Consider the following 12,069-nt stretch of genomic DNA (forward strand, 5'->3'; position numbering starts at 1 on the left):
GCGCAGGTCGCGCTGGTAGCGCGCCAGCGTGCCGTAGAGCAGCAGCGCGCGCTCGGCGCGATTGAGCTGCAGCAGATTGGCCAGCGCGTCGATGTTTTTCTCGACCAGGGTGGACTGCTTTTTCAGCGCGTGCGTGAGCCAGTCGCCGGTGGCGCCCAGCACCGACAGCAAATCCTTGGGCTGGTCCTTGGCGTACTCGTCGAGGTAGAAAAACAGCGTGCCTTCTTCGTACGGGCCGCGCCAGGCGCCGTGGCGCGCCATGAACTCGGCATCACCCAGCACCTCGTGGCCGCGCCAGAATTCGTTGTCCTTGCAGCGGCGGCCCAGAAACTCGCGCAGGCGCTGCAGCGCGGGCAGCGGCCAGACCAGGTGCCGGCCCGACAGGGACAGCAGGCTGTTGAGGTCGCGCCGCACATTGAACTTGGCGCCCTGGCGCGCGGCTAGCGTCAGCACGAAGTGCGAGCACATCAGGTCCAGCACCGGCGCCTCTTTGAGGCCCGGAGACAGCAGCCACTGATCACTGACGGAACGCTTGCTCATGGACAAACCTCCAGTTGGCTAATTACGCGGCGGGTTCACAACCCGGGCCTGGGGAAGCCACACCATAACGCAGCTTGAAGCATCATGGAAGACGCTACTTGTAGTCCGCCATGTAAATTACCCCACGCAAGAAGTGGAAAATGTCACGATTCAGGCACCCCTGTGCCGCAAAGGACTTTCATGCTCAGCCTGACCGATATTGAACAAGCCGCCCAGCGCCTGCAGGGCCATCTGCTCAACACCCCCTGCGTGGAGTCGAAAACCCTGTCGCAGCTGACCGGCGCGCAGATTTACCTGAAGTTTGAAAACCTGCAGTACACGGCCTCCTTCAAGGAGCGTGGCGCGTGTAACAAGCTGGCGCAACTGTCAGCCGACGAACGGCGGCGCGGCGTGATCGCCATGAGCGCCGGCAACCATGCCCAGGGTGTGGCCTATCACGCGCAGCGGCTGGGCATTCGCGCCGTGATCGTGATGCCGCGCTTTACCCCGGGCGTGAAAACCGAGCGCACCCGCGGCTTTGGCGCCGAGGTGGTGCTGCACGGCGACACGCTGGACGAATCACGTGCCCATGCGCAGATGCTGGCCGAGCGCGATGGCCTGGTGTTTGTCCACCCCTATGACGACGAAGCCATCGTGGCCGGCCAGGGCACGGTCGGGCTGGAGATGCTGCAGGCCGTGCCCGAACTCGACACGCTGGTGATTGCGGTCGGCGGCGGCGGGCTGATTGCCGGCATCGCCACCGCCGCCAAGGCGCTCAAGCCCGGCATCGAGGTGATCGGGGTGCAGACCTCGCGCTTTCCGGGCATGGTCAACGCCATCAAGGGCACGCACCATCCACAGGGCAGCAGCACGATTGCCGACGGCATCGCGGTCGGCACGCCGGGCGTGGTGCCGCTGGCCATCATCAGTCGCCTCGTGGACGACCTGCTGCTGGTCGAGGAAGGCGATATCGAGCAGGCCATGGTGATGCTGCTGGAGATTGAAAAAACCCTGGTCGAGGGCGCGGGCGCGGCCGGGCTGGCGGCGCTGCTGAAATACCCGGCGCGCTTTGCCGGCAAAAAGGTCGGGCTGGTGCTGTGCGGCGGCAATATCGAGCCGCTGCTGCTGGCCGCCATCATCGAACGCGGCATGGTGCGCGCGGGCCGGCTGGCGCGCATCAAGGTCAGTGTGCGCGACATTCCAGGTTCGCTGGCCAGGATTACCGCCACCGTGGCCGACGCCGGCGCCAACATCGACGAGGTGCACCACCAGCGCGCCTTCACCATGCTGTCGGTGCAGAACGTGGAGATCGAACTGGTGATCCAGACGCGCGGGCGCGCGCATATCCAGCAGGTGCTGGCGCTGCTGAACGCGGCCGGGTTTGAGGCGTCCGAGCAGCACTGAGAGGGTCCGCCCGGCTCAGCGCCAAGGCTTGCGCATTCTGGCGGCCGCCTTAATCGGCCGCCTTAATTCCAGCCAATGACGTCAAAGCCCTTTTCGCCCAGGCAGCGCTGCACAAAGTTGCGGTAGACCGGGTTGGGCCGGTCGCTGTGAAGCGCGCCCGAGACCGCCCCGGCCGAGCCGCCGACCGCCGCGCCCGCCGCACCGGCGCGCAGCAGGCCTTCGCCGCCGCGGCCCGAGATCAGCGCCCCGACCGCCGAGGCTACGCCGACCGTGGCGGCGCCCTCGCCGGCGCGGCGGCCGACTTCGCTGCTTTGCTGGGTCGGGCCCAGGCCGGCCGACTGGGCGCGCGCCATGCAGGCATCGGCCTCGAGCCGGCCCTGCGCCTCGCCGACGCGGTTGAGCGCGTTGTTGGGGTAGAGCACGGGCCGGGCCGAGGCACTGCCGGGCCCGCTGCTGGCGCAAGCCGACAGCAGCGCCAGCAGCACCGAGGAGGCCCCCAGCAGCAGGAAACGGATCGGGAATTTCATGGTTTTCCTTGAAGAAACGGGTCTGCCACCCGCAGGGTGAAGGGTATCGCAGGCCGCCGATTGCCGCCGCGTGCTTCAAAAAGGTAAAATTGCGTCAGAACATTACTCACCTTCATCTGCATTTTCAGGAACCACCATGTCCAGTCCAGCCGACACCACCCCCCACGCCGCCCACGGCAGCCCGACACCGGCCCAGGAACAGGACGTGGTGGATGCCATCGTGCCGCTGATGCCGCTTGTGCTGCCGCTGGTTGGCGGCGTGCTGATGTTCCTGCTGGCCTTTATTGCCGTGTTCATGGCCTGAAGGCGCCGCGTCCTGAACCCCAAAGTCCGCCGCCCGCGGACTTTTTTGTTGCCGGGGCGCTGTTTTGCCCTCAGCCTTGGCGCACCGGCATGATGTGCACCGCCTCGGGCGGAATCTGCAGGTACAGCAGCGTGCCAGGCGCTGCACCGAGCTGCCGCAGCGCGGCGCTGGACAGGTTCAGGGTGATGCACTGCGAGGGCAGTTGCGCCGGCACCAGCGTGCACAGGCTGATCTCGCCCAGCGGCAAGACCTCGCGCACGGTGCAGGCCAGGGTGTTGGCCGACGGCGCGCCGGCCTGCGCCGAAATATCGAGCAGCTCACCGGCCACCACCCAGGACACCGCGGCGCCGTCGTCCAGCCGCTTTTTGTCGACCACGCGCAAGGAAATCTGCGCTGCGCCGGTCGCGAGGTCCGGCCACACCAGGCGGCCAAAACCGGGCGCATCGGCAGCGCTGCCTGAAAAAAATCGTCCCTGAAAATGGTTCTGGATGCCGACCAGCTCGGCCACGCGGGCATTGCGCGGGCTGGCAAACACCCGGGCCGGCGGCCCGACCTGCAGCGACTCGCCGGCATCGAGAATCACCACCCGGTCGGCCAACCGCCGCGCTTCGTTCAAATCATGCGTCACCAGCACCATGGGAATCGCCACGCGCTGGCGCAGCGCCGCCAGCTCGTGGTACAGCGCCTGGCGTGTAGGCGCATCGACCGCCGAAAAAGGCTCGTCCAGCAGCAGCACCTGCGGCTCGCGCGCCAGCGCCCGCGCCAGCGCCACCCGCTGCTGCTGGCCGCCCGACAACTGCGACGGCCGGCGCCGCTGCAGGCCGGCCAGCCCCATGCGCTCGAAAAGTTCATCAAAATAGGCTGCAGCCCTTGCAGGATGTGCGGCCAATGCTACGTTTTCAATAGCAGTCAGATGCGGAAACAGGGCGTAGTGCTGAAACACCAGACCGACGCGGCGCTGCTGCGGCGCCAGCCGGATGCCGTGGGCGCTGTCAAACCAGCAGTCTGATGCGGCGTTGCCGACGCTGACGCGGCCCCGCAGGCCGGAGCCTTGCAGCAAGCCGGCCACCGCCCGCAGCACGCTGGTCTTGCCGCTGCCCGACGGGCCGACCAGCGCCAGCAGCTCGCCGCGGGTGCAGTCAAATTCGGCATGGAGCCGGATCGGACCCTCGTTGTGAAGTGAAACTTGCAGCATGCTCAATAACCACGGGCGCTGGGCGCTATCTTTCCTGCAGCGGCCGGGCCTGGTCGGCGGCAAACACAAAGGCCAGCGCGGCCAGCGAACACAGCACCAGCGCCAGCGCCATGACATGGGCCGCGGCCATGTCAAAGGCCTGCACGCGGTCGTAAATCGCAATCGACAGGGTTTGGGTCTCGCCGGCAATGCTGCCGCCCACCATCAGCACCACGCCAAACTCGCCCAGGGTGTGCGCCATGGTCAGCGCCACGCCCGCCACCAGGCCGGGCCAGGCCAGCGGCAGCTCGATTTTCCAGAAGGCGCGCCACGGGCTCAGGCCGCAGACCCAGGCCGCCTCGCGCAGGCTGCCGGGGATGGCGGCAAAGGCGCGCTGCAGCGGCTGCACCATGAACGGCAGGTTTACCAGCACGCTGGCCAGCAGCAGGCCTTCAAAGCTGAACACCAGCCGCAGATTCAGGCTGCGCGCCAGCCAGGCACCCAGCGCCGAGCCCTGGCCCAGCGTGGTCAAAAAATAAAACCCGACCACCGTGGGCGGCAGCAGCAGCGGCAGCATCAGCAGCGCTTCCATCAGCGGACGGCCGCGCCAGCGCGTGGTCGCCAGCCAGCGCGCCAGCCAGACGCCCAGCGGCAACAGCAGCGCCGCCGTGCAGACGGCCAGAAGCAGGGAGACGCGGGCAGCTTGCCAATCCATAGCGGCCTATTGTCGCAAAGGGTTCAGGCCCGGCGTCACGTGTAGCCGTAGCGCGCGAGCACCGCCCTGGCTGCGGGCGATTGCAGGAAGTCATAAAACGCCCGCGCCACCGGGCCGGCGCTTTTCAGCAGCACCATGCGCTGGCGCAGCGGCGCATGCAGGGCTTCGGGAATCAGCACATAGCGCACGCGCGCCGCCACCTCGGGCGCGAGCACCAGCGACAGGGCGGTGATGCCGGCCTGGGCCGCGCCGCTGCTGACATACTGGGTGGTCTGGGCGATGTTTTCGCCCCTCACGATGCGGCCCTGCAGCGCGGGCCAGAGACCCAGTTTTTGCAGGGCCTGCAGCGCCGCCCGGCCGTAGGGTGCCAGCTCGGGATTGGCGATGGCAAATTTCCGCACCTGCGGCAAGGCCGCCTTCAGGCCCTTGAGCTCGGGGTCCAGCGTCATTTTTGAATCCGCCGGCACCAGCAGCACGATGCGCCCGGTGGCATAGACCACGCCCCGGTCCGGCGTCAGTCCGGCGTCAAACAGGCGCAGGGCAAAGTCTTCATCGGCCGACAAAAACAGCTCGGCCGGCAGGCCCTGCTGGATTTGCCGCACCAGGTTGGCCGACGAGCCGATGCTGACGCTGACCCGGCCCGGCTGCGTCCGCTCGAACAGCGGCACCAGCTCGGCCAGCACCGGCTGCAGATTGGCGGCGGCAGCGACCAGCGCAGGCGTCGTGCCCTGCGCCTGCGCCGGGCCCGCCAGCAGCAGCGCCAGCAGCGCGGCGGCAAGCCGGGCCGGCCGGCCCAGACGGGCGACCAGGGAAGCAGACGGGTTCATGAACGGGCCACCTTCTTAAAAGCCCGATTGTTGACGCATTCACGCCGCCCCGGGCCATGGCCGCCAAACTTCAAACCCCATCCACGCATAACCTCATGCGGTTTATGCATAACTTTTGCCGGTAACCGTAAGGTACCCGACGGCTATCTTCATAAAATGACGTCCTGACCTACAGCCAGATACTGGAAAACCGGACACAAGCCGCCTTGTCGCGGGCTTGCAATGGCCTCATGGAAACCGTCTGAAAATTTAAGCGCCATTCCGAGAAACGTCTCCTGTAGACAGGCCATCCCGCTTCCAGCGGCCCCTGACGTTTATCGAAATCACGCTTTTTAACTTTGGAGTATTTCGATGAATCACCCAGCGATGCAGGGCCTGGACAGCATGGGGCTGAACACGCCCGCCTACGTCAAGAACGCCAAACTGGTGGCCTGGGTCGCCGACATGGTGGCCCTGTGCCAGCCCGACGATGTGTACTGGTGCGACGGCAGCGACGCCGAATACCAGCGCCTGTGCCAGCAGCTGGTGGCCGCCGGCACCTTTAAAAAGCTCAACGAAGCCAAGCGCCCCAACAGCTTTCTGGCGCAGAGCGACCCGAGCGACGTGGCGCGCGTGGAAGACCGCACCTACATCTGCTCAGCCAAAAAAGAAGACGCCGGCCCGACCAACAACTGGATGGCCCCGGCCGAGATGCGCGCCACCCTGCAGCCGCTGTTTGACGGCTGCATGCGTGGCCGCACCCTGTATGTCGTGCCGTTCAGCATGGGCCCGCTGGGCTCGCCGATTGCCCACATCGGCATTGAGTTGTCGGACAGCCCTTATGTGGCGGTCAACATGAAGATCATGACGCGCATGGGCAGGCCGGTGTTTGAGGTGCTCGGTGTCAATGGCGACTTCGTGCCCTGCGTGCACACCGTGGGCGCACCCTTGGCCGCGGGCCAGGCCGACGTCAAGTGGCCCTGCAACAAGACCAAGTACATCGTGCACTACCCCGAGACGCGCGAAATCTGGTCCTATGGCTCGGGCTACGGCGGCAACGCGTTGCTGGGCAAAAAATGCTTTGCGCTGCGCATCGCCTCCAACATGGGCCGCGACGAAGGCTGGCTGGCCGAGCACATGCTGATCCTGGGCGTGACCAACCCGCAGGGCAAGAAATACCATGTGGCGGCGGCCTTTCCATCGGCCTGCGGCAAGACCAATTTTTCGATGCTGGTGCCGCCCGCCGGTTTTGAGGGCTGGAAAGTCACCACCATTGGCGACGACATCGCCTGGATCAAGCCCGCGGCCGACGGCAAGCTCTACGCCATCAACCCGGAAGCCGGTTACTTTGGCGTGGCCCCCGGCACCAACACGCTGACCAACCCGAACTGCATGGCCAGCCTGGACCGCGACGTGATTTTCACCAATGTGGCGCTGACCGACGACGGCGATGTCTGGTGGGAAGGCATGGAAAAGGACAGCGGCGTGACCCCGGCGCACCTGATCGACTGGCAGGGCAAGGACTGGACGCCGCAGATCGCGAAAGAAACCGGCGCCAAGGCGGCCCACCCGAACGCCCGTTTCACCGTGGCCGCCACCAACAACCCGGCGCTCGACAGCGCCTGGGACGACCCCAAGGGCGTGGCGATCGACGCCTTCATCTTTGGCGGCCGCCGCTCGACCACGGTGCCGCTGGTGACCGAAGCCCGCAACTGGATCGAAGGCGTCTACATGGCCGCGACCATGGGAAGCGAAACCACCGCCGCCGCCACCGGCCAGGCCGGTGTGGTGCGGCGCGACCCGTTTGCGATGCTGCCCTTCATGGGCTACAACATGAGCGACTACTTCCAGCACTGGCTCACCCTGGGTGAAAAGCTGGCGGCCTCGGGTGCCACGCTGCCAAAAATCTATACCACTAACTGGTTCCGCAAGGGCGCCGATGGCAAGTTCGTCTGGCCCGGCTACGGCGAAAACATGCGCGTGCTGAAGTGGATGATCGACCGCATCGAAGGCAGCAGCGACATCAGCCAGGGCGAGGAACACTTCACCGGCGTCAGCCCGCGCTATGAAGACCTGAACTGGACCGGTCTGGACTTCAGCGCCGAGCAGTTCGCCACCGTCACCCGCATGGACACCCGCGACTGGCGCCAGGAGCTGGCCCTGCACAGCGAGCTGTTCCAGCAGCTGGCCTACCACCTGCCCAAGGAGCTGGGCGAGACCAAGGCGGCACTGGAGCAACGCCTGGCGGCCTGACCAGACACGCGCCCAACGTAAAAAAGCCACCTCTCGGGTGGCTTTTTTTGGGGGGGGACCACCGCAACGTTGGCGCAGGTCCAGATTCAGAGGTAGTTGCGTTGGTAGCTGCGCAGCATCTGGCTGCCAAAGCGCAGGGAACGCTCTGCCGCGCCGGCGGGCGCTGCGATGGCACGCACATCGTCGTACACCGCGTCAGCGGCGCGTGCCGCTTCGGCCTTGCTTTCTTCGCGCAGGAAGGCCGCCTGCAGATCGGCCATGACGCGTTCATCGGCACGGGCTGCGGCCCAGAAGCGCTGGTCGGCCCGGGCTTCGGCGACGGCGCGCGACCAGTCGTCCAGCCCCGCCTTGAGCCGCACCGCCAGCTTGCGGGCGGCGCCGGCAAACACGGCCAGCGCCGCAAAGGCCACGGCCCACAGCGCAATCCACATGACCAGCAAGTGGCCTTCGGTGACACTGTCCATCACCTGGTCAGCCACCACAATGATGGCCGCCACCATGGCAGAAAGCAGCAGCGTGGCCAGACCGCGCGTGCCCGAGAAGCCCTGACGCAGCTGCTTGACGGCATCAATGGCCGACTCGGCGCGCGCGACGCCGGGGTGCTGTGTGGAATGTTCGATAGTGATGAAGCTGGTCATGAAGGACTCCCGTTGTTAAAGCAGGTCTGCCAGACACAAGGAAACAAAAAAAGCAGGAAGAGGCTTGGCGGACAAGGCAATATTAGGGTAATTACTAATGTCATTCAACTTTATCTTGGTGATTGGTATTATTCACATTGGTGATAATTAGGCGGCATCACCAGAACTTTATTCAAGGCAAGCCGTGAATCCACTCAATTTCCGCACGCTGGACCTGAACCTGCTCCGGGTGTTTGACGAGGTCATGGCCGAACGCAGCCTGACGCGGGCCGCGCGCAACCTGTCGCTGACCCAGCCCGCCGTGAGCAATGCCTTGCGCCGCCTGCGTGACGCCCTGGGCGACGAACTGGTGCAGCGCAGCGGCCAGGGCATGGCGCCGACGCCGCGCGCCCTCGCGCTCTGGCCGGTGGTGCGCGAGGCCCTGCAGCAGCTGCAGGAGTCGCTGGCGCCCAGCACTTTTGTGGCGGCAGAGGCCAGCACCACCTTTGTGCTGGCCATGGCCGATGCCACGGCGGCCGAGCTGATACCGGGCCTGACCGACCTGCTGGAGCGCGAAGCGCCGGGGGTGTCGATGCGCGTGGTGCCGCTGACCACGCGCGACCCGCGCAAGCTGCTGGACGAGGAGGCCTGCGACCTGGCGGTGGGCTACTTCCCCTCGGTGCTGGCCGATTTGACGGCGCGCGCCCAGAGCGGCGAGGCGCAGCCGTTTTTGCACCAGCGCCTCTACGACGGCGAGTACGTGTGCGTCATGCGCAAGGACCACCCGCTGGCCAGCGGCCCGTTGACCCTCAGCCGTTTTTGCGCGGCGCGCCACCTGCTGGTGAGCTTCTCGGGCCGGCCTTATGGCTTTATCGATGAATCCCTGGCCTCCCTGCGCCGGCAGCGCCATGTGGTGCTGACGGTCAACCAGTTTTTTACCGCCGGCCGGGTGGTGGCCAATTCCAACCTGCTGACGGTGCTGCCGCGACATTTTGTCAGCGTCACCGGCATTGCCGGCGAGCTGGTGCTGCGGCCACTGCCATTTAAGGTGTCGCCGGTGCATGTGGATGCGCTGTGGCACCGCCGCTCGCAGCAGCGCAGCGCCCATGCCTGGCTGCGCCAGGCGGTGTTGCAGGCGGCGCACAAGGCATTTTCGGATCAACCGGGATAGGTGGTTGTCACCGCGGTATCGACAATAGGCGCGTACGGCCGCAGCACCAGCGAGGCCTGCAGACCATGCGGCTTTCCGGGAGGCGGCGAGACCAGTTCGAGTTGCCCCCGGTGCCGCTCCATCAGGATGGTGACGATGGACATGCCCAGCCCATACCCCGCGGTATCCTGCGAATGGCGAACATGACGGCGGCGCATCAGCTCGAGTTGGGGCGTGCTCACGCCAGGTCCGTCATCCGTGACGCGGATGGTCGCTGGTTGCTCAACGCTGATGCAGATCTGGCAAGCCCCGCCATGACGCGCGGCGTTTTCCAGCAGGTTTCTCAAGGCCATGGCCAACGCATCAAAGTCGCCTTGGGCCACCAAGTCTTCTTCCTCCGGCACGGACAAGTGCAGGCGGTCGAGCCAGCCGGGATGCATCCAGAACTCCTGGGCCACCGCCGCCGCCAGCACACCCAGGTTCACGGGTTCACGGGACAGCGCCGCACCGGCTTCTGCGCGCGACAGTTGCAGCAGTTTCTCCGTGCGCCGGCTCAGTTGGTCCAGTGCGTCAACCGCACTGCGCATTTCGTCACGCGCCGCCGCCGCTAGCGGCTGCAACAGCACACTTTGCAAGCGCAGCCTGACCGTGGTCAGCGGTGTACGCAATTCATGCGCGGCGTTCGCGGCGAGGGCACGCTCCGTGTCGAGCGCCTCGTCCAGCCGCTGCATCAGGTAGTTGGTGCTCTCCGCCACCGAGGCGAGTTCCCTCGGCAAGGGGCTCAGGTCGACCGGGCGCAAGTCATGTTCGGAACGTTCGCGAATCTGCTGGGCGAGCCCCCACACCGGTGCCAGTTCGCGTCGGGATACCTGCCGTACGATCCAGGTCACCAGAGGCAACAGCAAAAAAAACGGGAGCGCCTGCAACAACGCGGCTGTCATCTGAACCTGGTGCCGGTAGGCCTGCGGCACCACAATATGGATGCGCACCGGAAGCGTCGGGTGATTGAGTGTGTAGACCTGCAGGTCAGCGGTCCTGAAAAATCCGTCTGCCGGGGAAACGGGCATGGCCCGCGCTGGTGCTTCCGCCGAACGGATCAGGACATGGCCGCGGGAGCTGACGATCTGGTAGATCAGGTCGTCGTTTTCGACGATGGGGCCAGAGGGCAGCGGTGGCAGGATGCTGGACAGCGTCAGTTCGTTGAGCGGAATGTGGTGCTCAGACAGCTCATGGGTGGCGATTTGAAGCAGCCGCTGCGCACTTTCCAACAGGGCGGCGTCCAGGGTGCTCCCGACCTGGGCCTGGACGTGCCAGACAGAGCCGAAGGCGGCTACGAGGCAGACCAGCACCAGGGGCGGGATCAGCGCGCGATTGAGCCGCTGTACCAGACTGTGAGATGAGGCCGTCAATCGACGACCCCGGTCAGCCGGTAGCCCAGGCCGCGCACCGTGCGGATGCTGTAACGCCCCAGCTTGTCGCGCAGATGGCTGATGAACACCTCCAGCGTGTTGCTGCCGTTCTCGCTGTCGAAACCATACAGGGCGTTGAGCAAGGTCGCCTGAGAGTGCATGCGGTCGGGCCGGATCGCCAGCACGCGCAGCACCGCCCACTCCTTCCTGGTCAGGTGCACGGGGACGCCACGGCGCAGCACGGTCATGCGGGCGAGGTCGATTTCCAGTAAACCGATCCTGACCACGGCGCCTGCTTCCCCATTAATGCGCCGCTCAACGGCGCGCAGCCGCGCCATCAGCTCTTCGGGATCAAATGGTTTGACCATATAGTCATCGGCGCCCGCATCGAGTCCCCGGATACGATCGCTAATCTGGTCACGTGCGGTCAGCATGATGATCACCGAATCGGCCGACGCGTGCCTTACCGCCGGCACGAAGGTCATGCCGTCGCCATCGGGCAGTTGCAGGTCCAGCAACACCACAGCCCATTGCGCGGCGGGGAGTGCAGCATGGGCATCAGCCAGCGTCGTCACTTGGTCGACGGTAAAGGTCCTGCCACGCAAGAACGACGCCAGCGCATTGCTGAGTGGTACATCGTCTTCGACCAGTAATACTCTCAAGGTAGTCCTCCTTTGCTGCGGCCTTAAGATTTGTATTTAAGCGCAACCATCTGAAGCAAAACTTAACGCAGATTCATTATTTTCATTCGCCAGCCGCAGAGTTGTTCAGGGTCAATCAAGCATCCTGGTGCACTATGTCTGCGGCAGCGTTGATGGTACTGACCGCCGTTGGATACGCACCGGAAGCTCCGGGGTGGATTAGCCGTTACGCCACCCCATGGGAGGAGAGCGTTCCGCCCACCGGGAACGTACGGCGGAGGCGCGGTAGCGCCTCCGCACCGCTCAAAGCAGCAGGTCCGTGGCCACAAAGGTGTGGTTGCCCGTCAGCTGAAGCTGGAAGTCGGCCTGGCCATCCCCGTTTACATCGCCTTCCATCACGGTGGTCCCACCCCCCGTGGTGTAGCGCAACTGCCCGGCCGTGCCGGTGAAGGCGCCAGTGTTGATCATCGTGAAGGCCTGATCGCCCGCCAGGGCCGTGTTCGCATCAATCCCGGTTAACTGGATCCGGTCTGTGCCGTTGACGAAGTCC

Annotated in this window: 12 protein-coding genes and 1 pseudogene; 4 read left to right on the forward strand and 9 right to left on the reverse strand. The window is 65.5% G+C overall.

Annotation, left to right across the window (positions count from 1 at the left end; genetic code table 11):
* Nucleotides 1–540, reverse strand: a pseudogene (locus RMO23_RS10910) (ATPase); the annotation flags it as partial.
* 180 nt (nucleotides 541–720) lie between these two features.
* On the opposite strand from RMO23_RS10910, the gene RMO23_RS10915 reads away from it, so the two are divergent.
* Complete coding sequence (locus tag RMO23_RS10915; RefSeq protein WP_309681365.1) at nucleotides 721–1,923, forward strand: threonine ammonia-lyase; 1,203 nt, start codon at nucleotides 721–723, stop codon at nucleotides 1,921–1,923.
* 62 nt (nucleotides 1,924–1,985) lie between these two features.
* Here the strand turns inward: RMO23_RS10915 and RMO23_RS10920 are convergent, their stop codons facing one another.
* Nucleotides 1,986–2,450 (reverse strand): glycine zipper family protein, encoded by a 465-nt coding sequence (locus tag RMO23_RS10920; protein WP_309681367.1) that lies wholly within the window; start codon nucleotides 2,448–2,450, stop codon nucleotides 1,986–1,988.
* A 136-nt stretch (nucleotides 2,451–2,586) separates the two neighbouring features.
* On the opposite strand from RMO23_RS10920, the gene RMO23_RS10925 reads away from it, so the two are divergent.
* Nucleotides 2,587–2,754: a hypothetical protein gene (locus tag RMO23_RS10925; protein WP_309681369.1), complete on the forward strand. Its 168-nt coding sequence runs from the start codon at nucleotides 2,587–2,589 to the stop codon at nucleotides 2,752–2,754.
* Between the two features lie 70 nt (nucleotides 2,755–2,824).
* On the opposite strand, the gene RMO23_RS10930 is transcribed toward RMO23_RS10925, so the two are convergent.
* From RMO23_RS10930 to modA, 3 genes are read right to left on the reverse strand one after another with little or no spacing between them, the layout of a single operon-like run.
* Nucleotides 2,825–3,949, reverse strand: coding sequence for an ABC transporter ATP-binding protein (locus tag RMO23_RS10930; protein WP_309681371.1), 1,125 nt, complete (start codon nucleotides 3,947–3,949; stop codon nucleotides 2,825–2,827).
* A 25-nt stretch (nucleotides 3,950–3,974) separates the two neighbouring features.
* Complete coding sequence (gene modB, locus RMO23_RS10935) at nucleotides 3,975–4,643, reverse strand: molybdate ABC transporter permease subunit (RefSeq protein WP_309681373.1); 669 nt, start codon at nucleotides 4,641–4,643, stop codon at nucleotides 3,975–3,977.
* A 35-nt stretch (nucleotides 4,644–4,678) separates the two neighbouring features.
* Complete coding sequence (gene modA / locus RMO23_RS10940; RefSeq protein ID WP_309681375.1) at nucleotides 4,679–5,470, reverse strand: molybdate ABC transporter substrate-binding protein; 792 nt, start codon at nucleotides 5,468–5,470, stop codon at nucleotides 4,679–4,681.
* Between the two features lie 351 nt (nucleotides 5,471–5,821).
* Between modA and RMO23_RS10945 the strand changes: the two genes are divergently transcribed.
* Nucleotides 5,822–7,702, forward strand: coding sequence for a phosphoenolpyruvate carboxykinase (GTP) (locus tag RMO23_RS10945; protein WP_309681377.1), 1,881 nt, complete (start codon nucleotides 5,822–5,824; stop codon nucleotides 7,700–7,702).
* Between the two features lie 86 nt (nucleotides 7,703–7,788).
* On the opposite strand, the gene RMO23_RS10950 is transcribed toward RMO23_RS10945, so the two are convergent.
* Nucleotides 7,789–8,340, reverse strand: coding sequence for a hypothetical protein (locus RMO23_RS10950; RefSeq protein WP_309681379.1), 552 nt, complete (start codon nucleotides 8,338–8,340; stop codon nucleotides 7,789–7,791).
* 184 nt (nucleotides 8,341–8,524) lie between these two features.
* Here RMO23_RS10950 and RMO23_RS10955 point away from each other — a divergent pair, with 184 nt between their 5' ends.
* Entirely contained in the window at nucleotides 8,525–9,490 is a 966-nt protein-coding gene (locus RMO23_RS10955; protein WP_309681381.1) for a LysR family transcriptional regulator, read from the forward strand.
* On the opposite strand, the gene RMO23_RS10960 is transcribed toward RMO23_RS10955, so the two are convergent.
* The 3 genes from RMO23_RS10960 to RMO23_RS10970 form a co-directional block, all read right to left on the reverse strand.
* The gene (locus RMO23_RS10960) at nucleotides 9,478–10,878 is read right to left on the reverse strand and encodes an ATP-binding protein (protein ID WP_309681383.1); all 1,401 of its coding nucleotides are present in this window, start codon (nucleotides 10,876–10,878) and stop codon (nucleotides 9,478–9,480) included. The two genes, RMO23_RS10955 and RMO23_RS10960, sit on opposite strands and share 13 nt — an antisense overlap.
* A complete protein-coding gene (locus tag RMO23_RS10965) occupies nucleotides 10,875–11,540 on the reverse strand; it encodes a response regulator transcription factor (RefSeq protein ID WP_309681385.1) in 666 nt (221 codons plus the stop codon). The genes RMO23_RS10960 and RMO23_RS10965 overlap by 4 nt, the downstream gene beginning before the upstream one ends.
* Nucleotides 11,541–11,822: 282 nt before the next feature.
* The coding region (locus RMO23_RS10970) for a M10 family metallopeptidase C-terminal domain-containing protein (protein ID WP_405041594.1) at nucleotides 11,823–12,069 on the reverse strand (247 nt) is incomplete at its 5' end.

Source organism: Polaromonas sp. (assembly GCF_031411155.1).
Taxonomy (GTDB): domain Bacteria; phylum Pseudomonadota; class Gammaproteobacteria; order Burkholderiales; family Burkholderiaceae_C; genus Polaromonas.